This is a genomic window from Halomonas sp. H10-9-1, from assembly GCF_040147005.1.
Classification (GTDB): domain Bacteria; phylum Pseudomonadota; class Gammaproteobacteria; order Pseudomonadales; family Halomonadaceae; genus Halomonas.
On record NZ_JAMSHO010000001.1, the window covers coordinates 3,615,985 to 3,637,707 of the forward strand.

22 protein-coding genes and 1 other RNA gene are annotated in these 21,723 nt (G+C 65.7%); 10 read left to right on the forward strand and 13 right to left on the reverse strand.

Annotated elements, in window-relative coordinates; translation table 11 throughout:
* Nucleotides 1–18: 18 nt before the first annotated feature.
* On the reverse strand, nucleotides 19–2,007 hold the full coding sequence (ftsH, locus tag NFH66_RS16845) for an ATP-dependent zinc metalloprotease FtsH (RefSeq protein WP_349611412.1): 1,989 nt from the start codon (nucleotides 2,005–2,007) through the stop codon (nucleotides 19–21).
* A 192-nt stretch (nucleotides 2,008–2,199) separates the two neighbouring features.
* Nucleotides 2,200–2,859 (reverse strand): 23S rRNA (uridine(2552)-2'-O)-methyltransferase RlmE, encoded by a 660-nt coding sequence (gene rlmE, locus NFH66_RS16850; RefSeq protein ID WP_349611413.1) that lies wholly within the window; start codon nucleotides 2,857–2,859, stop codon nucleotides 2,200–2,202.
* 167 nt (nucleotides 2,860–3,026) lie between these two features.
* Here rlmE and yhbY point away from each other — a divergent pair, with 167 nt between their 5' ends.
* Nucleotides 3,027–3,353 (forward strand): ribosome assembly RNA-binding protein YhbY, encoded by a 327-nt coding sequence (gene yhbY / locus NFH66_RS16855; RefSeq protein ID WP_349611414.1) that lies wholly within the window; start codon nucleotides 3,027–3,029, stop codon nucleotides 3,351–3,353.
* Nucleotides 3,354–3,576: 223 nt separating this feature from the next.
* Here the strand turns inward: yhbY and greA are convergent, their stop codons facing one another.
* The 5 genes from greA to NFH66_RS16880 form a co-directional block, all read right to left on the reverse strand.
* Nucleotides 3,577–4,053, reverse strand: coding sequence for a transcription elongation factor GreA (greA, locus tag NFH66_RS16860; RefSeq protein WP_349611416.1), 477 nt, complete (start codon nucleotides 4,051–4,053; stop codon nucleotides 3,577–3,579).
* Nucleotides 4,050–7,280, reverse strand: coding sequence for a carbamoyl-phosphate synthase large subunit (carB, locus tag NFH66_RS16865; RefSeq protein WP_349611417.1), 3,231 nt, complete (start codon nucleotides 7,278–7,280; stop codon nucleotides 4,050–4,052). The genes greA and carB overlap by 4 nt, the downstream gene beginning before the upstream one ends.
* A 48-nt stretch (nucleotides 7,281–7,328) precedes the next feature.
* Nucleotides 7,329–8,477 carry a glutamine-hydrolyzing carbamoyl-phosphate synthase small subunit gene (gene carA, locus NFH66_RS16870; RefSeq protein WP_349611768.1) on the reverse strand — a complete coding sequence of 383 codons (1,149 nt, stop codon included), beginning with the start codon at nucleotides 8,475–8,477 and terminating at the stop codon, nucleotides 7,329–7,331.
* Nucleotides 8,478–8,744: 267 nt separating this feature from the next.
* Nucleotides 8,745–9,551 (reverse strand): 4-hydroxy-tetrahydrodipicolinate reductase, encoded by an 807-nt coding sequence (dapB, locus tag NFH66_RS16875; protein ID WP_349611418.1) that lies wholly within the window; start codon nucleotides 9,549–9,551, stop codon nucleotides 8,745–8,747.
* 122 nt (nucleotides 9,552–9,673) lie between these two features.
* On the reverse strand, nucleotides 9,674–9,952 hold the full coding sequence (locus tag NFH66_RS16880) for a DUF2218 domain-containing protein (protein ID WP_349611419.1): 279 nt from the start codon (nucleotides 9,950–9,952) through the stop codon (nucleotides 9,674–9,676).
* Nucleotides 9,953–10,131: 179 nt separating this feature from the next.
* On the opposite strand from NFH66_RS16880, the gene corA reads away from it, so the two are divergent.
* Nucleotides 10,132–11,097: a magnesium/cobalt transporter CorA gene (gene corA, locus NFH66_RS16885; RefSeq protein WP_349611420.1), complete on the forward strand. Its 966-nt coding sequence runs from the start codon at nucleotides 10,132–10,134 to the stop codon at nucleotides 11,095–11,097.
* 104 nt (nucleotides 11,098–11,201) lie between these two features.
* On the opposite strand, the gene dnaJ is transcribed toward corA, so the two are convergent.
* From dnaJ to grpE, 3 genes are all read right to left on the reverse strand, one after another.
* Complete coding sequence (gene dnaJ, locus NFH66_RS16890; RefSeq protein ID WP_349611421.1) at nucleotides 11,202–12,356, reverse strand: molecular chaperone DnaJ; 1,155 nt, start codon at nucleotides 12,354–12,356, stop codon at nucleotides 11,202–11,204.
* Nucleotides 12,357–12,447: 91 nt separating this feature from the next.
* On the reverse strand, nucleotides 12,448–14,379 hold the full coding sequence (dnaK, locus tag NFH66_RS16895; RefSeq protein ID WP_349611423.1) for a molecular chaperone DnaK: 1,932 nt from the start codon (nucleotides 14,377–14,379) through the stop codon (nucleotides 12,448–12,450).
* A gap of 124 nt (nucleotides 14,380–14,503) precedes the next feature.
* Nucleotides 14,504–15,130 carry a nucleotide exchange factor GrpE gene (grpE, locus tag NFH66_RS16900; RefSeq protein WP_349611424.1) on the reverse strand — a complete coding sequence of 209 codons (627 nt, stop codon included), beginning with the start codon at nucleotides 15,128–15,130 and terminating at the stop codon, nucleotides 14,504–14,506.
* 218 nt (nucleotides 15,131–15,348) lie between these two features.
* Here grpE and recN point away from each other — a divergent pair, with 218 nt between their 5' ends.
* Nucleotides 15,349–17,022, forward strand: a complete 1,674-nt coding sequence (recN, locus tag NFH66_RS16905; RefSeq protein WP_349611425.1) for a DNA repair protein RecN — start codon at nucleotides 15,349–15,351, stop codon at nucleotides 17,020–17,022.
* Between the two features lie 92 nt (nucleotides 17,023–17,114).
* Here recN and fur read toward each other — a convergent pair whose 3' ends face one another.
* Nucleotides 17,115–17,561 (reverse strand): ferric iron uptake transcriptional regulator, encoded by a 447-nt coding sequence (fur, locus tag NFH66_RS16910; RefSeq protein WP_349611427.1) that lies wholly within the window; start codon nucleotides 17,559–17,561, stop codon nucleotides 17,115–17,117.
* Nucleotides 17,562–17,633: 72 nt separating this feature from the next.
* On the opposite strand from fur, the gene NFH66_RS16915 reads away from it, so the two are divergent.
* Nucleotides 17,634–18,059 carry an outer membrane protein assembly factor BamE gene (locus NFH66_RS16915; protein WP_349611428.1) on the forward strand — a complete coding sequence of 142 codons (426 nt, stop codon included), beginning with the start codon at nucleotides 17,634–17,636 and terminating at the stop codon, nucleotides 18,057–18,059.
* 57 nt (nucleotides 18,060–18,116) lie between these two features.
* On the opposite strand, the gene NFH66_RS16920 is transcribed toward NFH66_RS16915, so the two are convergent.
* Nucleotides 18,117–18,413 carry an RnfH family protein gene (locus NFH66_RS16920; protein ID WP_349611430.1) on the reverse strand — a complete coding sequence of 99 codons (297 nt, stop codon included), beginning with the start codon at nucleotides 18,411–18,413 and terminating at the stop codon, nucleotides 18,117–18,119.
* 3 nt (nucleotides 18,414–18,416) lie between these two features.
* Nucleotides 18,417–18,851, reverse strand: a complete 435-nt coding sequence (locus NFH66_RS16925) for a type II toxin-antitoxin system RatA family toxin (protein ID WP_349611432.1) — start codon at nucleotides 18,849–18,851, stop codon at nucleotides 18,417–18,419.
* A 126-nt stretch (nucleotides 18,852–18,977) separates the two neighbouring features.
* Between NFH66_RS16925 and smpB the strand changes: the two genes are divergently transcribed.
* From smpB to NFH66_RS16955, 6 genes are all read left to right on the forward strand, one after another.
* Nucleotides 18,978–19,469 carry an SsrA-binding protein SmpB gene (gene smpB, locus NFH66_RS16930; protein WP_349611433.1) on the forward strand — a complete coding sequence of 164 codons (492 nt, stop codon included), beginning with the start codon at nucleotides 18,978–18,980 and terminating at the stop codon, nucleotides 19,467–19,469.
* A 40-nt stretch (nucleotides 19,470–19,509) separates the two neighbouring features.
* Nucleotides 19,510–19,890: a transfer-messenger RNA gene (gene ssrA / locus NFH66_RS16935) on the forward strand.
* A gap of 272 nt (nucleotides 19,891–20,162) precedes the next feature.
* A complete protein-coding gene (locus NFH66_RS16940; protein ID WP_349611435.1) occupies nucleotides 20,163–20,462 on the forward strand; it encodes a hypothetical protein in 300 nt (99 codons plus the stop codon).
* A gap of 252 nt (nucleotides 20,463–20,714) precedes the next feature.
* Nucleotides 20,715–21,038 (forward strand): hypothetical protein, encoded by a 324-nt coding sequence (locus NFH66_RS16945; protein WP_349611437.1) that lies wholly within the window; start codon nucleotides 20,715–20,717, stop codon nucleotides 21,036–21,038.
* Between the two features lie 22 nt (nucleotides 21,039–21,060).
* Nucleotides 21,061–21,393: a type II toxin-antitoxin system RelE/ParE family toxin gene (locus NFH66_RS16950; RefSeq protein ID WP_349611439.1), complete on the forward strand. Its 333-nt coding sequence runs from the start codon at nucleotides 21,061–21,063 to the stop codon at nucleotides 21,391–21,393.
* On the forward strand, nucleotides 21,390–21,695 hold the full coding sequence (locus NFH66_RS16955) for an addiction module antidote protein (protein ID WP_349611440.1): 306 nt from the start codon (nucleotides 21,390–21,392) through the stop codon (nucleotides 21,693–21,695). The genes NFH66_RS16950 and NFH66_RS16955 overlap by 4 nt, the downstream gene beginning before the upstream one ends.
* The last annotated feature ends 28 nt before the right edge of the window (nucleotides 21,696–21,723 follow it).

The window sequence follows — 21,723 nt, forward strand, 5'->3', positions numbered from 1 at the left end:
GGGAGTCGTGCGGCGGCCTCAGGAGCCAGCAGGCCCGCCCAACGGGTCGGAGGGCCGCCGACGCGGCTCCTCGTCGCCATCCTCGTCGCCGTCGACCTGCTCCGGTTCGTCCGGGGCAGCCTCGGCCCCGGAGGTCTCGGTCACCGGGGCTCCGGGGCCGGAAGAGTCGCCGTCCTCCCAGTCCTTGGGCGGACGCGGCGTGCGCCCATCCATGATGTCCTTGAGCTGGTCGGCGTCGATGGTCTCGTACTTCATCAGCGCATCGGCCATGGCGTCGAGCTTGTCGCGATTCTTCTCGAGAATGCGCTTGGCCTCGGCATAGCACTCGTCGATGACCTTGCGCACTTCCTTGTCGAGCCGCGAGATGGTCTCGCCGGACTTGAGCTTGCCGCCGCCCTGGCCCGGGGCGCCGAGGAACTGGTGGGACTCGTCCTCGTCGTACATGATCGGGCCCATCTCCTCGGAGAGGCCCCACTTGGCGACCATGTTGTGGGCCAGTTCGGTGGCGCGCTTGATGTCGTTGGAGGCACCGGTGGTGACACCGTTCGGCCCGAGCGTCATCTCCTCGGCGATGCGGCCGCCGAACAGCGAGCAGATCTGGCTGATGATCTGCTGCCGCGACAGGCTATAGCGGTCCTGCTCGGGCAGGAACATGGTCACGCCCAGGGCGCGGCCGCGCGGGATGATGGTCACCTTGTAGACCGGATCATGCTCCGGCATCACCAGGCCGATGATGGCGTGGCCCGACTCGTGGTAGGCGGTATTGAGCTTCTCCTTCTCGGTCATGACCATGGAGCGGCGCTCGGCGCCCATCATGATCTTGTCCTTGGCGAGTTCGAGCTCCTCCATCCCCACCAGGCGCTTGTTGCGGCGCGCCGAGAACAGCGCCGCCTCGTTGACCAGGTTGGCCAGGTCGGCACCGGAGAAACCGGGGGTGCCGCGGGCGATCAGCGACGGCTTGACGTCGTCGGCCAGCGGAACCTTGCGCAGGTGCACATTGAGGATATGCTCGCGGCCGCGGATATCGGGCAGCGGCACCACCACCTGGCGGTCGAAGCGACCCGGGCGCATCAGCGCTGGGTCCAGCACGTCGGGGCGGTTGGTAGCGGCGATGACGATGATGCCCTCGTTGGCCTCGAAGCCGTCCATCTCTACCAACAGCTGGTTGAGGGTCTGCTCACGCTCGTCGTTGCCGCCGCCCATGCCGACACCACGGGAGCGACCCACGGCATCGATCTCGTCGATGAAGATGATGCAGGGCGCCTGCTTCTTGGCCTGCTCGAACATGTCGCGCACGCGGGAGGCACCCACGCCGACGAACATCTCGACGAAGTCGGAGCCGGAAATGGAGAAGAACGGCACCTTGGCTTCACCGGCGATGGACTTGGCGAGCAGGGTCTTGCCGGTACCCGGCGGGCCCACCATCAGCACGCCGCGAGGAATGGTACCGCCCAGGCGCTGGAACTTGGTGGGGTCGCGCAGGAAGTCGACCAGCTCCTCGACCTCCTCCTTGGCCTCGTCGCAACCGGCCACGTCGGCGAAGGTGGTCTTGATCTGGTCCTGGGAGAGCAGCTTGGCCTTGGACTTGCCGAAGCTCATGGGCCCGCCCTTGCCGGCGCCCCCGCCCTGCATCTGACGCATGAAGAACATGAAGATGGCCAGGATCAGCAGGATCGGGAAACTGGCGACCAGCAGCCGCATCCACAGGCTCTGCTGCTCGGGCTCCTTGCCCACCACGGTCACATTGCTGGAGAGCAGGTCATCCATCAGCTTGGGATCCTCCGCCGCGGGGCGGATGGTCCGGAACTGCGAGCCGTCGGTACGCTCACCGTTGATGGTGTAGCCATCGATGGTCACACTGCGCACCTGCTCGTTCTGCACCTGCTGGACGAACTGCGAGTAGTTCATCGCCTGGGGTGCACTATCGACACTGAAGTTGTTGAACACCGTCAGCAGCACCGCCGCGATGACCAACCACAGGATCAGGTTCTTCGCCATATCGTTCAAGGGACTACCCTCAATATCTGAAATCTGTCGGCCGCAGGGACCTGGCACCTTGGACACTACAGGAGCCGGCCGTGTTCGGCCACCGCCCGCCAGGCGGTCCACCGCAGCAGGCACTGTGACACACTTTGTTGTGCTCTGTCCGGCAATTTCCCCGATAGGCCGGGACTATCGCGGCACTCCATCCCACCAGGCTCAACCGCGAAAGCCCTGCGCCAGCAGGTAGACCTCACGGGAGCGCGCACGCGATGCGTCGGGCTTGCGGGTCACCACCCGCGTGAAGGCGCCACGCAGCGCCTTCAGGTAGTCATCGAAGCCCTCGCCCTGGAACACCTTGGCCAGGAAGGTGCCGCCGGGGCGCAGGGTCTGGCCGGCCAGGTCCAGCGCCAGCTCCACCAGATACATCGCCTGGGGCTGGTCGATGGCGGCCATGCCACTCATATTGGGGGCCATGTCGGACATCACAAGGTCCACCGGGCGGCTGCCCAGGGTGGCGAGAATCGCCTCGAGGACCACCTCCTCGGTGAAGTCGCCCTGGATGAAGTCGACACCGGCCAGGGCATCCATCTCCAAGATATCGGAGGCAATCACCACTCCCTCGGGCCCCACCTTCTCGGCCGCCACCTGGCTCCAGCCACCGGGCGCCGCCCCCAGATCGATCACCGTCATGCCCGGCGCGAGGAGCCGATCCTTCGCGTCGAGCTCGAACAGCTTGTAGCTGGCCCGCGAGCGATAGCCCTCCTGCCAGGAACGCTGCACGTACTGGTCGTCGAAGTGCTCCTTCAGCCAGCCCTTGCTGGTCTTGCTTGCAGAGTGCTTGCCGGAGGCGGGGGATGGGGTGCGGGGACGAGCCACGGCATCACCTGGAACGTTGCGGGGATGTGACTGGCGCGGGGCAGAATACGCGACTGGGGCGCCGAGAAATGGCCGGTCAGCCCGGCGCTTTTGCCGAAGACGTTTTCGGCGTGACGAATTGCGCGTACCATGACTGGCTGCGCGCAACCGAGAAGACGCAAGATACCATGAGCTTGTCACAGGCACAAAAGAAAGCATTTCGTAGCATCGGTCACCACCTGAACCCGGTGGTAATGGTCTCCGAGAACGGCATCTCCGACGGGGTGCTGGCGGAGCTCGACCGAGCCCTCAACGACCACGAGCTGATCAAGGTGAAGATCGCCCTGGCGGAGCGCGACGAACGGGCCGCCATGCTCGACGAGCTGGTCGCGGCCAGTGGCGCCGAGCTGATCCAGAAGATCGGCAAGATGGCGCTGCTCTATCGACGCAACCCCCAGGCCAACCCCAAGCTCTCCAACACCAAGCGCTTCGAGAACCATCACGGGCGGCACTGACCGCGCTTCGCGCAAGCTGGAGGGAGACTCCGTCTCGCGACGGAGGCCGAAGGCCTCCCGAACAGACCACCCCGAGCCACCCGACACTGCCGGGCGCCTGCGGCGCCAGTCGCGATGCGCAGCATCCCTCCTACCACGGCGCCATACAGCAAAAGCCCCGCAGGCATTCGCCTGCGGGGCTTTCTTGTAGCTTGATCCTTGCAGCTTGTCGCTGCCCGAAGGGCTACAGGTGCTCGACGCTCGTGATCTCGTACTCGACGTCACCACCGGGGGTCTTGACCACCACCACGTCGCTCTCCTCCTTGCCGATCAGGGCGCGGGCGATGGGTGAGGTCACCGAGATCAGGCTCTGCTTGATATCGGCCTCGTCCTCACCGACGATGCGGTAGCTCACCTCCTCGTCGGTATCGAGGTTGAGCAACCCCACGGTGACGCCGAAGATCACCTTGCCGGTCTTGGGCAACCGGGTGACGTCGATCACCTGGGCGCTCCCGAGCTTGCCCTCGATCTCCTGGATCCGCCCCTCGATGAAGCCCTGCTGCTCGCGGGCCGCATGGTACTCGGCGTTCTCCTTGAGATCGCCGTGCTCACGGGCCTCCGCGATGGCGGCGATCACCTTCGGCCGCGCCTCACTCTTGAGGTGATCGAGCTCCTTGCGCAAGCGCGACTCCCCGGCGACGGTCATCGGGACCTTGTTCATTGTACGGCTCCTGCATGCAGTTCCTGTAGCCGCCGCACCGTGATCTCATTGCCGTACTCGAGCGCCAGGCAAACGGCACTGGCCCCCGCCAGCGTGGTGGCGTAGGGAACCTTACGAGCCAGCGCGGTGCGACGGATCACCGAGGAGTCGTTGATCGCCTGGCGACCCTCGGTGGTATTGACGATATAGGCGATCTCGTCGTTCTTGAGCAGATCGACGATATGCGGGCGGCCTTCGAAGACCTTGTTCACGACCTCGACATCGACACCGGCGGCCTCGAGGGCCGCGGCGGTACCGCGGGTCGCACATAGCGTGAAGCCCAAGGTTACCAGAGAGCGCGCCACCTCGATAACACCCGCCTTGTCCGGCTCGCGCACCGAAAGGAACGCCTTGCGCGGCCCGGAAAGCGGCGGAATCGCCTCGCCGGCGCCGAGCTGCGCCTTGTAGAAGGCCTCGGCGAAGGTGTTGCCACTCCCCATCACCTCGCCGGTGGACTTCATCTCCGGCGACAGGATCGGATCGACGCCCGGGAACTTGTTGAACGGGAACACCGCCTCCTTGACGCTGTGGAAGTGCGGCACGATCTCGGCCTCGAAGCCCTGCTCGGCCAGGGTGGTGCCGGCCATGCAGCGCGCGGCGACCTGGGCCAGCGAGGTGCCGATGCACTTGGAGACGAAGGGCACGGTGCGCGAGGCACGGGGGTTGACCTCGATGATGTAGATCTCGCCGTCCTGCCAGGCCAGCTGCACGTTCATCAGGCCCTTGACGCCGAGCTCCATGGCCATCTGCCGCACCTGCTCACGCATCGCGTCCTGCACCTCGGCGGGCAGCGAGTAGGGCGGCAGCGCGCAGGCGGAGTCGCCGGAGTGCACGCCGGCCTGCTCGATATGCTGCATGATGCCGCCGATCACCACCTGCTGACCGTCGCTGACCGCGTCGATGTCGATCTCGATGGCCGCATTGAGGAAGTGGTCGAGCAGCACCGGAGAGTCGTTGGAGACCTTGACCGCGTGGGTCATGTAGTTCTCGAGCTCGGAGGCGTCGTACACGATCTCCATGGCGCGGCCGCCGAGCACGTAGCTGGGACGCACTACCAGCGGGTAGCCGATGGCCCCGGCCTTGGCGAAGGCCTCTTCGAAACTGCGCGCGGTGGCGTTGGGCGGCTGCTTGAGGCCCAGCTTGTCGATCATCTGCTGGAAGCGCTCGCGATCCTCGGCACGGTCGATGGCGTCCGGGGTGGTGCCGATGATCGGCACGCCGGCGGCCTCGAGTTCCCGGGCCAGCTTGAGCGGGGTTTGGCCGCCGAACTGCACGATCACGCCGACGGGCTGCTCCTTGTCGGCGATCTCCAGCACGTCCTCCAGGGTCACCGGCTCGAAGTAGAGACGATCGCTGGTGTCGTAGTCGGTGGAGACGGTCTCGGGGTTGCAGTTGACCATGATGGTTTCAAAGCCGTCGTCATGCATGGCGAAGGCGGCGTGGACGCAGCAGTAGTCGAACTCGATGCCCTGGCCGATGCGGTTGGGTCCGCCGCCCAGCACCATGATCTTCTGCCTGTCGCTCACCTCGGCCTCGCACTCCTCCTCGTAGGTGGAGTACATGTAGGCGGTGTCGGAGGCGAACTCCGCGGCACAGGTGTCGACACGCTTGTAGACCGGGCGGATGCCGGCCTGCTGGCGCGTCTTGCGGAACTCCTTCTCGGAGACCCCGAGCAGCGCGGCCAGGCGGGCATCGGAGAAGCCCTTGCGCTTGAGGCGGAACAGCTCACGCGTATCGAGCTCGGAAAGCGAGCGCGTGGCCACCTCGGCCTCGGTGGCGACCAGGTCCTCGAGCTGAACCAGGAACCAGGGATCGATCTTGGTCAGCGCGAAGATCTCGTCGCGGCTCATGCCGGCGCGCATGGCATCGGCGATAAAGAAGATGCGCTCAGCGCCGGCGGCCTGCAGCTCACCCTTGATATGCGCCATCCCGTCGGCATCGAAGCGAGTGATCTTGGGGTCGAGGCCGTCGTTGCCGGTCTCCAGGCCGCGCAGCGCCTTCTGCAGGGACTCCTGGAAGGTACGCCCGATCGCCATCACCTCGCCCACCGACTTCATCTGGGTGGTCAGGCGGTCGTTGGCCTGGGGGAACTTCTCGAAGGTGAAGCGCGGGATCTTGGTGACCACGTAGTCGATGGCCGGCTCGAACGACGCCGGGGTGCGCCCGCCGGTGATGTCGTTCTGCAGTTCGTCCAGGGTATAGCCCACCGCCAGCTTGGCGGCGATCTTGGCGATCGGGAAGCCGGTGGCCTTGGAGGCCAGCGCCGAGGAGCGCGACACCCGCGGGTTCATCTCGATGACCACCATGCGCCCGGTCTTCGGATCCGTGCCGAACTGGACGTTGGAGCCGCCGGTCTCGACGCCGATCTCGCGCAGCACCGCCAGCGAGGCGTTGCGCATGATCTGGTATTCCTTGTCGGTCAGCGTCTGGGCCGGCGCCACGGTGATGGAGTCACCGGTGTGCACGCCCATGGGGTCGAAGTTCTCGATGGAGCAGACGATGATGCAGTTGTCGTTCTTGTCACGAACGACCTCCATCTCGTACTCCTTCCAGCCCAACAGCGACTCGTCGATCAGCAGTTCGTGGTTGTTGGAAAGCTCGAAGCCACGCTGGCAGATCTCCTCGAACTCCTCCTTGTTGTAGGCCACGCCGCCGCCGGAGCCTCCCATGGTGTAGGAGGGGCGGATGATGGTCGGGAAGCCCAGCTCGGCCTGGATCTCCCAGGCCTCTTCCATGGTGTGGGCGACCTTGGCCTTGGGGCACTCCAGGCCGATGCGCTTCATGGCCTGGTCGAAGAGGTCGCGGTCCTCGGCCTTGTTGATGGCGTCGGCATTGGCGCCGATCATCTCCACGCCATGCTTCTCGAGCACGCCATGCTTGTCGAGGTCCAGGGCGCAGTTGAGCGCGGTCTGGCCGCCCATGGTGGGCAGGATGGCGTCGGGCTTCTCGGCCTCGATGATCTTCTCCACCGCCTGCCAGGTGATCGGCTCGATGTAGGTGGCATCGGCCATCGCCGGGTCGGTCATGATGGTAGCCGGATTGGAGTTGACCAGGATGACCCGGTAGCCCTCCTCGCGCAGGGCCTTGCAGGCCTGGGCGCCGGAGTAGTCGAATTCACACGCCTGGCCGATGACGATGGGGCCGGCGCCGATGATCAGGATGCTCTGGAGGTCGGTACGTTTGGGCATGGTGCTTCCCGCAAAGTGAATGACGGACGAGGGGCGGCGGTCGGGCGCTTAACGCTTGGCTTTCATCATCTCGATGAAGCGGTCGAACAGCGGCGCCACGTCGTGGGGCCCAGAGCTGGCTTCTGGGTGCCCCTGGAAGCTGAAGGCCGGCCGCTCGGTATGCTCGATGCCCTGCAGGGTACCGTCGAACAGCGAACGGTGAGTCGCCCGCAGCAGGGTGGCCGGCAGCGTCGCCTCGTCGGCGGCGAAGCCATGGTTCTGGCTGGTGATCATCACCTTGCCGGACTCGAGGTCCTGCACCGGGTGGTTGGCGCCGTGATGGCCGTGATTCATCTTCACGGTCTTCGCCCCGCTGGCCAGCGCCAGCAACTGGTGCCCCAGGCAGATGCCGAACAGCGGAATATCCGTCTCGAGGAAGGCCTGAATGGCAGCGATGGCGTAATCGCAGGGCTCGGGGTCACCCGGCCCATTGGAGAGGAAGATGCCGTCGGGGTTGAGCGCCAGCGCCTCGGCCGCCGGGGTCTGCGCCGGCACCACGGTCACCCGACAGCCGCCGGCGGCCAGCAGGCGCAAGATGTTGCGCTTGATGCCGAAGTCATAAGCCACCACATGATAGGGACGCTCGCCGTCGCGGGCATCAAGGTAGCCGTGCCCCAGCACCCACTGCCCCTCGTGCCACTCGTAGGGCTCGCGGCAGCTCACCTCCTTGGCCAGGTCCATGCCCTTGAGCCCGGGGAAGTCGCGGGCGGCGGCCAGGGCACGCTCGACGGCGTCCTCGCCCTCGGCCTCCGGCCCGGCCAGGATCGCTCCACTCTGGGCGCCCTTGTCGCGCAGGATGCGGGTCAAGCGACGGGTGTCGATCTCGGCGATGCCCAGCACACCGTTCGCCGCCAGGTAGTCGGACAGTGCCTGCTCGCTGCGAAAGTTGCTGGCCACCAGCGGCAGGTCGCGGATCACCAGACCGGCCGCGGCGATGCCCTCAGACTCCACGTCCTCGGCGTTGACGCCGGTGTTGCCGATATGTGGATAGGTCAGGGTAACGATCTGGCGCGCGTAGGAGGCGTCGGTCAGGATCTCCTGGTAGCCGGTCATGGACGTGTTGAACACCACCTCGCCGCTGGTCTGTCCATCGGCACCGATGGCCGTACCGTGGAACACGCTACCGTCTTCCAGGGCCAGTATCGCGGGTCTCTTCAAGGTCATGTCCTCCTGCTCGTCAAGGATATCTCAGCGCCGCCGTACGCCAGTCGTAAAAAAGCGGGACGAACCCGATGCAGACCGGTTTCATCCCGCTTGTTGTCATTCGCTCGAGACGCCTGGGCCGAAGCAACAAGCGCTGTGTTGGGCTCTCGCCCGGGCGCCCGGCCAAAATTTTGGGGATATTACAGGAAACGCCTCCCGGCGACTACCCCATTGGTCGAACCACCTCGTTCCTAGGCTTCGGGGTTAGGCTACGGCGCCCCGTCACTCCAGGCCGAGCACGTCCTGCATCGCATAACGGCCCTTGTCCTGGCTGGCCACCCAGCGGGCCGCCCGCACCGCGCCCTTGGCGAAGGTCATGCGGCTCGAGGCCTTGTGGGTGATCTCGATGCGCTCGCCCTCGGTGGCGAACATCACGGTGTGCTCGCCGACGATATCGCCCGCCCTGACGGTGGCGAAGCCGATCTCCTTGTCGGTGCGCGGCCCGCACTGCCCCACCCGCTCGAAGACGCCATGCTCCTTGAGGGTGCGCCCCAGGCTCTCGGCCACCACCTCGCCCATCTTCAACGCGGTGCCGGAGGGGGCATCCACCTTGTGGCGGTGATGGGCCTCGATCACCTCGATGTCGTAGCCCTCGTCGCCCAGCGCCCGGGCCGCGGTTTCCAGCAGCTTGAGGGTCAGGTTCACCCCCACGCTCATGTTGGGGGCGAAGACGAAGGGCAGCCGGTCGCGGAAGGCATCGAGCTCGGCCAACTCCTCGCCGGAGAGCCCGGTGGTGCCGATCACCATGCGCTTGCCGTGGGCGGCGCAGAACGCCAGGTTGGCCAGGGTGACCCGAGGCGCGGTGAAGTCGATCAGCACGTCGAAGTCATCGACGATGGCATCCAGCGTATCCACGGCGCTCACGCCCAGCTTGCCGACCCCCGCCAGCTCGCCGATATCGGCGCCGGTAAGCGTGCTGCCCGGCTCGACGATGCCCCCCGCCAGGGTGGCGCCATCATCCTGCTGTACGGCGTTGACGAGGGTGCGGCCCATGCGGCCGGCGACGCCGACGATGGCAATACGGGTCATGAGGACTCCTGTAGGAACATTTGCGGCTCAACAATGCACCGCAGTATACCAGAGGCAAGCCGCCGTCAGCCGTCCGCCCCACTGCCTGCCGAGGTGGGCCGCACGGAGGGTAATACCTCGACTCACGCCTCCCAGACGATATCCAGCTCGACACCCCGGAGCTCATCCAGGGCATTGTCCACCTGACGCTCGAGTTCGTCGTGGCTCTCGTCATCCAGAGCCTCCACCACCACCAGCAGCTTGTCAGGCTGGGCCTGCAGGTAGCAGCTACCCTCCTCGAAGGTGGCCCGCACCGAATCACCGGAACGGTCCACCTCCTTGGCACCGGACCAGCGCTCGCAGAGCTGATCGACCAGGGCCGCCGCATCCTCGGCGTGCAGCTCGGCGCGTGAAATGGGCATGGCGCTATCCTCCTGCAGAAATGTCGAGGCCCCAGACTATGATGCCATCCCGTGGAACGCTACCCCCTCACCGCCTACGCTGCCCTCCACGCCACCGGCGCCAGTAGGAGTCACATCGGGCAACTCCCTGGCACACTAGGGCCATCCAGAACACCAGTCATGATCGGGAGAGCTAGCCAATGCTCATCAACTGCGCGGTCTACGACAAGGGCCACCGCCTGCACGATATCCAGCCCGACCAGATCGGCGACTACCTGGGGCAGCCCGACCGCTTTGTCTGGGTGGCCCTGCACGACCCCAGCGCACAGGAGATGGCTCACTATCAAGCGGCGTTCGGCCTACACGAACTGGCCGTGGAGGACACCCTGAAGGGTGACCAACGCCCCAAGCTCGAGGAGTACGACTCGGCCCTGTTCATGATCATGCACATGGTCGCCATGATCGACGGCAAGCTGCAGTCCGGCCAGGTAGCGGTATTCGCCGGACCCGGCTATGTGCTCTCGGTACGGCTGTCTCCGGGCGAGGGCTTCAGCGAAGTGCGCAAGCGCTGCGAAAGCGATCCCGTGCTGCTTAGCCGGGGCCCGGCCTTCGCTCTCTACGCGCTGCTGGACACGGTGGTCGATCGCTACTTCCCGGTGCTGCAGGCGCTGGAGGCGGAGCTGGAGAGCATCGAAGACGAGATCTTCGTACAGGGGTCGGCACGCACCAGCCTCGAGCGGCTCTACCAGCTCAAGCGACAGGCCATGCAGCTGAAGCGCGCCGCCATGCCGCTGGGCGAGGCGGTCAGTCATCTATTCAGCGGACGGGTACCGACACTCTGCCTCGAGACCCGAGAATATTTCCGCGATGTCTACGACCATCTGCACCGCATCGAATCGGCGGTGGACAGCATTCGCGAGATGATCATCACCGCCATCCAGGTGAACCTCTCGATGGTGGCCATCGACGAGGGCGAAGTGAACAAGCGGCTCGCCGCCTGGGCGGCGATCTTCGCCGTGGCCACCATCTTCGCCGGCATCTGGGGCATGAACTTCACCCATATGCCCGAGCTCGACTGGCGCCTCGGCTACCCTCTTGCCCTGCTGACCATGGGCGGCGCCTGCGGCGCCCTCTATCGACGCTTCCGCCGCGCCGGGTGGTTGTAGCGCCGCCTCTATGGGGCGGCGCCGAGCCATGCCTTGGAATGTAGCAGGGCCCCGTCACCTCTCGGTGACGGGGCCCTGCCAGGCGCTTGCCAGGAAGAAAGCCGTTACGGCTTCATATCCTCGAAGAACTTCTTCACGCCGTCGAAGAAGCCGCTCTTCTTGGGCGAGTGGTGGGCGCTGTTGGAGCCCCCCAGGCTCTCCTGGAACTGGCGCAGCAGGTCCTTCTGCTCCTCGTTGAGCTTGACCGGGGTCTCGAGCACCACCTTGCAGATCAGGTCGCCCGGGGCGCCGCCACGCACCGGCTTGACACCCTTGCCACGCAGGCGGAAGAGCTTGCCGGTCTGGGTCTCGGCCGGGATCTTCAGCTTGACTCGACCGCCCAGGGTGGGCACCTCCAGCTCGCCACCCAGCGTGGCGTCGACGAAGTTGATCGGCACCTCGCACTGCAGGTTGCGGCCGTCGCGCTGGAAGATCGGGTGCGACTTGAGGTGCACCTGCACGTAGAGATCTCCCGGCGGACCACCATTGATGCCGGCCTCGCCCTCGCCGTTGAGGCGGATACGGTCGCCGGTATCCACCCCGGCGGGGATCTTAACCGACAGCGTGCGGGTCTCGCGCACCCGGCCCTCGCCGTGGCACTTGTGGCACGGCACCTTGATATGCTGGCCGGAGCCATGACAGGTCGGGCAGGTCTGCTGCACGGCGAAGAAGCCCTGCTGCATACGCACCTGGCCCATGCCGTTACAGGTCGGGCAGGTCTCCTTGCTGGAGCCCGGCTCGGCACCCTCACCATCGCAGCGTTCGCACTCCACGTGGCGCGGCACGCGGATATCCACGCTGGTGCCGGCCACGGCGTCCTCGAGGTCGAGCTCGAGGTTGTAGCGCAGGTCGCTGCCCCGGGCGGGGGCATTGGGATGACGCCGGCCACCGCCGCCGCCGCCGAAGATATCGCCGAACACATCGCCGAAGATGTCGCTGAAGCCACCAGCCCCTGCACCCCCGAAACCGCCACCGCCGAAGCCGCCGGCCTGGCCATCCACTCCGGCATGGCCGAACTGGTCATAGGCAGCGCGCTTCTCGCCGTCGCTGAGCACCTCGTAGGCCTCGGAGACCTCACGAAACTTCTCCGCCGCGCCGTCGTCGTCCGGGTTGCGGTCGGGGTGAAACTTCTGGGCGAGCCGGCGGTAGGCCTTCTTGATCTCTTTGGTATCGGCACCGCGCTCTACGCCCAGTACCTCGTAATAGTCGCGCTTGGACATGGGTCTGTCCGCCTCCGTCGCGGTCCCTCGGAAACACCAGCGCGGGAGTCAGGCCCCCGCGCCGGTGTCATCCATGGCTTAGATGCGTGGTTTACTGCTTCTTCTGGTCGTCGTTGACTTCTTCGTACTCGGCATCGACCACGTCATCTTCCGGCTTGGCACCGGCATCGCTGGCGTCGCCGCCCGCCTGCTGGGCGGCCTCGGCCTGGGCCGCGTACATTTTCTGCGCCAGGTTGCCGGAGGCTTCGGTCAGCTTGTCGAGCTTGGCCTGGATGTCGTCCTTGTCATCCCCCTTGATGGCCTCCTCGAGTTCCTTGGCGGCACTCTCGATGGCTTCCTTCTCCTCGTCGCTGGCGTGCTCGCCGGCCTCTTCCACGGTCTTGCGTGCCGCATGGACCATGCCGTCGGCCTGGTTGCGCAGGGCCACCAGCTCCTCGAACTTCTTGTCCTCGTCGGCGTGGGCCTCGGCGTCGCGGACCATCTGCTCGATCTCGTCGTCGGAGAGGCCACTGGAGGCCTTGATGACGATGGACTGCTCCTTGCCGGTGGCCTTGTCCTTGGCGGACACGTTGAGGATGCCGTTGGCGTCCAGGTCGAAGGCGACCTCGATCTGCGGCACACCGCGCGGCGCCGGCGGGATGTCGGCCAGGTCGAAGCGGCCCAGCGACTTGTTGCCGCCCGCCTGCTTGCGCTCACCCTGCAGCACGTGAATGGTCACGGCGGTCTGGTTGTCATCCGCGGTCGAGAAGGTCTGGGTCTTCTTGGTCGGGATGGTGGTGTTCTTCTCGATCAGCGGCGTCATCACGCCACCCAGGGTCTCGATGCCCAGGGTCAGCGGGGTAACGTCGAGCAGCAGCACGTCCTTGACGTCGCCGCCCAGCACGCCGCCCTGGATGGCAGCACCCACGGCCACCGCCTCGTCCGGGTTGACGTCCTTGCGGGCGTCCTTGCCGAAGAAGTCGGCCACGGACTTCTGCACCATGGGCATGCGGGTCTGACCGCCGACCAGGATGACGTCATCGATCTCGGAGGCGGACAGGCCGGCATCCTTGAGCGCGATCTTGCACGGCTCGAGGGAGCGCTTGACCAGCTCCTCCACCAGCGACTCCAGCTTGGCGCGGGTCACCTTGACGTTGAGGTGCTTGGGACCGGTGTTGTCCGCCGTGATGTAGGGCAGGTTGACATCGGTCTGCTGGGCGCTGGAGAGCTCGATCTTGGCCTTCTCGGCGGCTTCCTTGAGGCGCTGCATGGCCAGGTTGTCGCCGGTGAGGTCGATGCCGCTGTCGCTCTTGAACTGATCAACCAGGTAGTTGATCAGGTGCATGTCGAAGTCTTCACCACCCAGGAAGGTGTCGCCGTTGGTGGCCAGCACCTCGAACTGAGTCTCGCCATCGACGTCGGCCACCTCGATGATGGAGATATCGAAGGTCCCGCCGCCCAGGTCGTAGACCGCGATGGTCTTGTCGCCACGGGACTTGTCCATCCCGTAGGCCAGCGCCGCCGCGGTGGGCTCGTTGATGATGCGCTTGACCTCGAGACCGGCGATGCGGCCGGCGTCCTTGGTGGCCTGGCGCTGGCTGTCGTTGAAGTAGGCCGGCACGGTGATGACCGCTTCGGTGACCGCTTCACCCAGGTAATCCTCGGCGGTCTTCTTCATCTTCTTCAGCACTTCGGCGCTGACCTGGGGCGGCGCCAGCTTCTTGCCCTTCACCGCCACCCAGGCGTCGCCGTTGTCGGCCTCGGTGATGCTGTAGGGCACCATCTTGATGTCTTTCTGGACGACGTCGTCCTTGAAGCGACGACCGATCAGGCGCTTGATGGCGTAGAGGGTGTTCTCGGGGTTGGTGACCGCCTGGCGCTTGGCCGCCTGGCCCACCAAGGTCTCACCGTCGTCGGTGTAGGCGATGATGGAGGGCGTGGTGCGGGTACCCTCGGCGTTCTCGATCACCTTGGCGCTGTCGCCGTCGAGCACGGCCACGCAGGAGTTGGTGGTGCCAAGGTCAATTCCGATGATGCGTCCCATAGGAAATCCTCGAAGTCGTGTAATGTGTTCAGGTGTCGTGTTCAGCGGCCTTCGCCGCAGAGTTGCCATCTATCTGGGGGCCGCGAGAAGCATTTCAAGCCCCGCGCCCCGGAATTGTTGCCGTTTAGCCGGCGGCCTGGCTGACCACCACCATGGCCGGGCGCACCAGGCGCCCGTTGAGCAGGTAGCCCTTCTGAATCACTTCCATCACGCTGTTGGGGTCGAGCTCCGGGTTGGGCACCATGGCCATGGCCTCATGGTACTGCGGGTCGAAGGGCTCACCGGCAGGGTCCACCACCTCGACGCCGAATTTACCGAACACGTCGAGCTGCATCTTGAGGGTCATGGAGACCCCTTCACGGTGGCTTTCGCTGGCCCCGTCGGCCATGGCTTCCAGGGCCTTCTCGAGGCTGTCGACCACCGGCAGCAGCTCCTTGACGAACTTCTCCAGCGCGAACTTGCGGGCCTTCTCGGCCTCCTGCTCGGCGCGACGGCGCACGTTCTGTGCCTCGGCGGCGGCGCGCAGCGCCTGGTCCTTGGCCTCGGCCACGCTCTGCTCGAGCTCCTCGACACGCGCAGCCAGCACCTCGGCCTCGGGGTTGTCGCCGCCCTCGATGGGGGCTTGCTCCGCGTGGCCGGCCGCCTCGACGGCATCCGCCAGCTCACCCTCCACGGGCTCGGCCTGGGGCTCGACCTCTTCCTCCCGGCGCTTGAGCTCCTCGTTCAGCGGGGTCTGGGGATCTTTGGCCATGGGGTCTCTCCTGACAGGTATGCGGCGGCCGGGGGCCGTCGATGCAATGTGAATGTGAAGTGATTATGCCCGCTATATGGGGACGCCTCGTCGGAACTCAAGGCATCGAACACGGCGAGTCAACCATGCATTGTCGGAAATCCTGGACTACTGTATAAACACTCACATCATGTATGAATAACCAGGCAGCCGACATCAGGCCCGACCGGGGAGGCAGCATGCTGACGGAACTTGCCATTCGCGACTTCGCCATCGTCGACCATCTGGAGCTAGAGCTCGCCGGCGGCATGACCGCCATCACCGGCGAGACCGGCGCCGGCAAGTCGATCCTGCTCGGCGCCCTGGGCCTGTGCCTGGGCGAGCGGGCCGATGCCACCAGCGTGCGCCACGGGCGCGAGCGCGCCGACCTCTCCGCACGCTTCGATATCACCGACCTCCCCAAGGCCCACGCCTGGCTGGTCGCCCGGGAACTGCCCCACGACGACTGCCTGCTGCGCCGAGTGGTCAGCGCCGGCGGGCGCTCCAAGGCGTGGATCAACGGCCAGCCCGCCACCGTGGCCGACCTGCGCGCCCTGGGCGAGCACCTGATCGAGGTGCACGGCCAGCATGCCCACCAGCAGCTGCTGCATGCGGAGACCCACCTGCGCCTGCTCGACGACTTCGCCGGCCATCGCGAGGTGGTGGGCGAGATGGCCGAGACCTTCCGCGCCTGGCAGGCCACCCGCCGCCGGCTCAAGCGCCTGGCCGAGGACGACGACGAGCTAAGCGCCCGCCGCCAGCTGGTGCACTACCAGGTGGAGGAGCTCGACCAGTTGGGGCTCGCCGAAGGCGAACTGAAGGCCCTGGAGGAGGAGCAGGAAGAGCTGGCCCATGCCGAAGAGCGCCTGCGCGAGACGCAGTTCGCCAGCGATTGCTGCGACAACGACGAGGGCGGCGCCATCCACCTGCTTACCCAGGCAATCGGCCGGCTCGAGGCGCTGCCCGGCTGCGATCGCGGCCGCCTGGGCGAGGCGCTGGCCCTGCTGGGTGAGGCGCGCATCCAGGTCGAGGAGGCGGCCCGCGAGCTGACTCACCTCGCCGCCGACACTGAGCTCGACCCGGAGCGGCTGAGTTGGGTGGACGAGCGCCTGGGCGCCGTGCACCGCCTCGCGCGCAAGCACCATGTGATGCCCGAGGAGCTGCCGGCACTGCACCAGCGCCTGCATGCCGAGCTGACGAGCCTGGCAGAGGGCGACCAGGACCTGGACACCCTCTCCGCCGAGGTCGAGGCGCTTCGCGAGCGCTGGAAGCGCCTGGCCCGCGAAGTGAGCGAGACCCGCCGCCAGGCCGCCGACCGCTTCGGTGAGGCGGTGCAAGAGCAGCTCGCCTTCCTGGCCATGGGTAAGGCACGCTTCGCGGTGGAGCTCAGCGAGCGCGAGGCGCCATCCGCCGAGGGGCTCGAGGCTGTGCACTTTTCGATCAGTGCCAACCCCGGCCAGCCGGCACGGCCGCTGGCCAAGGTCGCCTCGGGTGGCGAGCTGTCACGCATCAGCCTGGCGATCCAGGTGGTGGCGGCACGCCACTCCACCATTCCCAGCCTGGTGTTCGACGAGGTCGACGTGGGGGTCTCCGGCGCCACCGCCGAAATCGTCGGTCAGCTGCTGCGCCGGCTCGGCGAGCAGGGCCAGGTGATGACCGTGACCCACCTGCCCCAGGTGGCGGCCCAGGCCCACCGCCACCTGCATATCGAGAAGCAGGCCGAGGGCGATACCACACTGACCCGCATGGCGCTGCTCGACGAGGCCGGCCGCGTGGGCGAGCTGGCGCGCATGCTGGGCGGGGTCAATCTCTCCGACCGCACCCTGGCCCATGCGCGCGAGATGCTGGACGCCAGCCAGCGCCCCCACCACTAAGACCCGCCACAGCCCCCTATGAAAGACGACGGCCCCGATCGATGGTCGGGGCCGTCGTGTTGCTGGCTGGTGTTGCTGGCTAACGTTGCCGGCTACTTGCGCGGCGGTCCATCCTGACGAGTGGCGCTGGAGCCACGCGGGCGCACATAGAGCACCAGGGCGTGATCAACGAGCTCGTAGCCGTGCTCCTCGGCGATCTCCTGCTGGCGACGCTCGATCAGCTCATCGAAGAACTCGACGATCTCGCCGCTCTCCAGGCACACCATATGGTCGTGATGCTCCTCCTGGGAGATCTCGAACACGGCGTGGCCGCCATCGAAGTTGTGGCGGACCACCAGGCCCGCGGTCTCGAACTGGGTCAGCACGCGGTAGACGGTGGCCAGGCCCACATCCTCACCGGCATCCAGCAGCGTCTTGTAGACATCCTCGGCGCTCAGGTGATGTTCGCCCTGGGCGCTTTCCAGGATCTGCAGGATCTTCACGCGGGGCAGGGTCACCTTCAGACCGGCCTTGCGTAATTCGTGGTTCTGGTCGGCCATAGTTGCTCTTCGCAGTAACGGGTAGGGTCGGGTATGATCGACCGAAACCACGATAGTGAAGAACAGGCGCAAATGCAAAAGTTGACTAAAATCGTCACCCTTACCGCAGCCCTGGTGCTGGCCAGCGGCTGCAGCTACTTCGGTGTCTACAAGCGCGACATTCCCCAGGGCAACCTGGTGACCGCCGGGATGGTAGAGCAACTGCGCACGGGCATGACCCGCGACGACGTCATCTACCTGATGGGCAGCCCACTGCTGGAGGCACCCTTCGACGCCAGCCAGTGGGACTACGTCTTCTATCTGGACAAGGCCTACGAAGACACCGAACGCCGCCGCGTGACCCTGACCTTCGACGGCAACCGCCTGGCGGACATTCAGCGCGAGGGCGACTTCGACGAGGCGATCGAGATGCGTCAGAGCGAGGGCGGCCCGCTGCCGGAGGGTGGCACCACTTCGCCGCTGGTGACACCCAATGCGGTACCCGCCGACCAGCGCTGACGGCGGCCAGCCCACCCTGCCAACCGACGCCCCGCCGCGCACCAGCCCGGCGGGGCGTCAGTCTCTGTTGTTGGCGCGAGCCAGGCGCGCCGCCTTGGGGTCGATGATCAACCCGCGGTAGACCTCGACCCGGTCGCCCGCACGCAGGCGATGGATGCTCGGCTCGCGAAGGCGCTTGCCGAACAGGCCAAGGTCGGGGGCACTAAAGGCATCGGCGGGCAGCTCGGGGAAGTGTGACGGCAGGTCGGCCAGCGCCACGGCCTCGCCGGCGGTGGTGCCGAGCGGCACCCGCAGGCTGATGATGCGCTGCCTCCCGGGGAGCGCGAAGGCCACCTCGATATCGATCACGGCCATGCCTCAGCGCCCGTAGAGGTCGTTGGCCCGGCGCGTGAAGGAGTCGACCAACTGCCCGGCGACCTGCTGGAAGAGCTTGCCGAAGGCCATGCCGAGCAGGCGATTGGCAAACTCGAACTCCATCTCCAGGCTCACCCTGCAGGCCTCCTCGCCCATCGCCGTGAACAGCCAGCGGCCACGCAGGCGCTTGAAGGGACCACTGACCAGCGACATCTCGATACGCTCGGGTTCGATCAGGTCATTGCGGGTCATGATGCTCTGCTCGATGCCGGCCCGCCCCAGCGTCATCTCGCCGATCAGGTGAGACTCGTCGCGCTCCACCAGGCGCGCACGGCGGCAGCCCGGCAGGAACTCCGGATAGCGTTCGAAATCGTTGACCAGATCGAACATCTCCTGGGGGGTATGCCGCACCATGGCGGTTCGGTTGACCGTTGGCATTGCGCTCCTCGCTGACTTCACGGTGCCCAGGGCGTATCATGGGCCGTCATTTCAGGCCTTGAATGGTACCACGCTTCCCCCATCTCGGAGGGAGCCGCCACGGGCAAGGACACGATACGAGGTTTCATGGCCAACAAGAAAGGCAAGGGCAAGGGCCCCGGCAGCAACGTCATCGCCTTGAACAAGAAGGCGCGCTTCGAATACCACATCGAAGAAACCTTCGAAGCGGGCCTGGTGCTGTCCGGCTGGGAGGTCAAGAGCCTGCGTGCAGGCAAGGCCCAGCTGACCGACACCTACATCCTGGTCAAGAACGGCGAAGCCTGGCTGCTGGGCAGCCATATCCTGCCGCTCAACACCGCCAGTACACACGAGGTGGCCGACCCCACGCGCACGCGCAAGCTGCTGCTGCACAGGAAGGAGATCGCCAGGATCTTCTCGCGCACCCAGGACAAGGGCCACACCTGCGTGCCGCTCAAGCTCTACTGGAAGGGTAACCGGGTCAAGTGTGAGCTGGCCCTGGTGACCGGCAAGAAGCTGCACGACAAGCGCGCCACCGAGAAGGACCGCGACTGGCAACGCCAGAAAGGACGCATCATGCGGGAACAAAACCGCGGCTGATGTGTCATACCTGGCGACATCCTGTTAGGATGGGAGCTGAGGGGGCGACATGGTTTCGACGCCGGTGACAACCCCTGCGGTGCATGCCGAGAGCGTGATGTATCTCGTAAATCCAACATCACGACTAAATAGTCGCAAACGACGACAACTACGCTCAGGGCGCGCTGGCAGCTTAATAGCCGCTAGCTTCTAGTCCGGCCCCGAAGTGATGTGCCCATTCATCACGGAGGGGATACGAGCCAAGAATGATGGGATCGCGATCGGTAGCGTCCTCATGCCGTTCGCTAAACTTAAGAGGAATCGCGTCGCTGGATCCTGACCGTCGGAGCCAGAGGCGTTAAATCAAACGACGGAATCTAAGCATGTAGAGCCAATGGGTGCGTGCTGGCGGACGCGGGTTCAATTCCCGCCGCCTCCACCAAATCTAGGTTTCAAGAAGTTCCAAAACACTCCAGAAACCGCATGAACAGGGGCCTCCGGGCCCCTTTCTTGTGTCTGGACGTTTCATACATGCCCCCGCCCAAGGGGGCATATCTGGGGGCACAACGCTGAAGCCGATACCCTGATGCCCCCAAGCCTGCCAGAAACCGCGCCAGCCGGCGCCTGACTGGCCGACAGCCCGCCCCTACCCTTGGGGGCATCTGGCGCTGCCGAAAGGGGGCATAAGGCGATCACCGCCCCGAGGTGCCCCCAATGAGCCGCCAGACCAACAAGCTGTCCACCACCGCCGTGAAAATGGCCAAGCCGAGAGACAAGGCATTCAAGATGGCCGATGGCGGCGGCGATCACGCTGCCGGTGCCGGGCTTGGCCTGGGCCATGCCGAGCAGAGGGATCGTGACAACGGTGAGCAGAACGGCGACCGCTACATGGTCGCCATACCACCGCTCCGGCATATCATGGTGCTGCCCGACGAATGGCCCGTTCGAGTCGCCCGCCGCTGGCGCTGCCGCTGGCTGCTGCTGCACCGCTGGTGGACAAGGGCAACGCGGTAGACGGCTGTTCGCGCACCGCATCGCGCACCCTGGCCGCGCATTGGTTCGAGCGTCCGGTTCGAATACTGAGCCCCTGGTGGGGCAAGGGTGGCGGAGTTTTCGGAGCAGTACGCACGCGAGGCCGGGGCGCATTTCTTCCGCCGATAAAAAGGGGCCAGGGTGAATTATCTGCGACGGTAAAAAAGGGCCGCCAAGGAGGACCACCAATGGACGAACAAGCCGAGCTACGCCGCCGATACCGGGCATGGTCCCGTGCCGTGGCCAGGGGCGAGCGCCTGCCCTTCCCCGAAGAGTGCCGACGACAAGCCCAAGCGGTCGCCCGCGATCTACCGCCTGACGCCCGAGGAGCGCGAGTCGCTGCGCGAGGAGATGCGCCAGGCCGAGACGCGGCTGGCGATCCTGGCCGCCCGGAGCCCAGCGGTCCAGCGGTCCAGCGGTCCAGCGGTCCAGCGGTCCAGCGGTCCAGCGGTCCAGCACCTCAAGGTGAAGCTGATGGCCGAACCTGACGAGCCGGGCACCGAGGGAGCGGTATGCAGTGGTCGAGACGCTGCTGGCGCTGCCCATTCCCTTTTGTAGCTTTTAGGCTACAATGCTCCCAATGATGGAGCTGACGCACTACCTCACCGCTGACGGCCACGATCCGTTTCAAGCCTGGCTGGATGCCACCAAGGGCAAGGATCGTCAGGCCGCGATGCGCGTGCTGACTCGCCTCAACCGCTTGGCTACTGGGAATGCAGGAGATACCAAGGCTGTTGGCGACGGAGTGCTGGAGCTGCGCATCGACTACGGACCTGGCTACCGCGTGTATTACGCCAAGGTGGGCAGGCGCCTGGTGATGTTGTTAATCGGTGGCACCAAGAAGCGCCAGCAGGCCGACATCGAGCAGGCCAAGGAGTTTCTGGCTGACCACCGGAGGAGAGCACGAACATGAAAAGCCACGACACCGCTGTTATCGAGATGCTGCGCGATGACCCCGATATGGTGCTCGATTACCTGCGCACTGCCTTCGATGAACTGGACGAGGAGGGGGGGGAGTCTGCCTTCCTGCTGGCACTGCGCCATGTGGTGGAAGCTCAAGGCGGCATGGCTGCCGTGGCCGAGCGTGCCAAGGTCTCACGCGAGAGCCTGTACCGGGCACTGTCCCCCAAGGGAAACCCGACGCTGCGCACCATGACCGCCGTGATCAAGGCGACCGGCATCCACTTCCACGACCTGACGCGGCATGCTTCCTGAAGTGGCTGATAGGTATCTGCCAGGCGCT

What these genes read in the sequence shown, in the direction of transcription:
- yhbY (WP_349611414.1), top strand. Translation starts at nt 3,027, where the DNA reads ATGAGCTTGTCACAGGCACAAAAGAAAGCATTTCGTAGCATCGGTCAC.
- greA (WP_349611416.1), bottom strand. Translation starts at nt 4,053, where the DNA reads ATGAACAAGGTCCCGATGACCGTCGCCGGGGAGTCGCGCTTGCGCAAG.
- carB (WP_349611417.1), bottom strand. Translation starts at nt 7,280, where the DNA reads ATGCCCAAACGTACCGACCTCCAGAGCATCCTGATCATCGGCGCCGGC.
- dapB (WP_349611418.1), bottom strand. Translation starts at nt 9,551, where the DNA reads ATGACCCGTATTGCCATCGTCGGCGTCGCCGGCCGCATGGGCCGCACC.
- NFH66_RS16880 (WP_349611419.1), bottom strand. Translation starts at nt 9,952, where the DNA reads ATGCCCATTTCACGCGCCGAGCTGCACGCCGAGGATGCGGCGGCCCTG.
- corA (WP_349611420.1), top strand. Translation starts at nt 10,132, where the DNA reads ATGCTCATCAACTGCGCGGTCTACGACAAGGGCCACCGCCTGCACGAT.
- dnaJ (WP_349611421.1), bottom strand. Translation starts at nt 12,356, where the DNA reads ATGTCCAAGCGCGACTATTACGAGGTACTGGGCGTAGAGCGCGGTGCC.
- dnaK (WP_349611423.1), bottom strand. Translation starts at nt 14,379, where the DNA reads ATGGGACGCATCATCGGAATTGACCTTGGCACCACCAACTCCTGCGTG.
- grpE (WP_349611424.1), bottom strand. Translation starts at nt 15,130, where the DNA reads ATGGCCAAAGATCCCCAGACCCCGCTGAACGAGGAGCTCAAGCGCCGG.
- recN (WP_349611425.1), top strand. Translation starts at nt 15,349, where the DNA reads ATGCTGACGGAACTTGCCATTCGCGACTTCGCCATCGTCGACCATCTG.
- fur (WP_349611427.1), bottom strand. Translation starts at nt 17,561, where the DNA reads ATGGCCGACCAGAACCACGAATTACGCAAGGCCGGTCTGAAGGTGACC.
- NFH66_RS16915 (WP_349611428.1), top strand. Translation starts at nt 17,634, where the DNA reads ATGCAAAAGTTGACTAAAATCGTCACCCTTACCGCAGCCCTGGTGCTG.
- NFH66_RS16920 (WP_349611430.1), bottom strand. Translation starts at nt 18,413, where the DNA reads ATGGCCGTGATCGATATCGAGGTGGCCTTCGCGCTCCCCGGGAGGCAG.
- NFH66_RS16925 (WP_349611432.1), bottom strand. Translation starts at nt 18,851, where the DNA reads ATGCCAACGGTCAACCGAACCGCCATGGTGCGGCATACCCCCCAGGAG.
- smpB (WP_349611433.1), top strand. Translation starts at nt 18,978, where the DNA reads ATGGCCAACAAGAAAGGCAAGGGCAAGGGCCCCGGCAGCAACGTCATC.
- NFH66_RS16940 (WP_349611435.1), top strand. Translation starts at nt 20,163, where the DNA reads ATGAGCCGCCAGACCAACAAGCTGTCCACCACCGCCGTGAAAATGGCC.
- NFH66_RS16950 (WP_349611439.1), top strand. Translation starts at nt 21,061, where the DNA reads ATGATGGAGCTGACGCACTACCTCACCGCTGACGGCCACGATCCGTTT.
- NFH66_RS16955 (WP_349611440.1), top strand. Translation starts at nt 21,390, where the DNA reads ATGAAAAGCCACGACACCGCTGTTATCGAGATGCTGCGCGATGACCCC.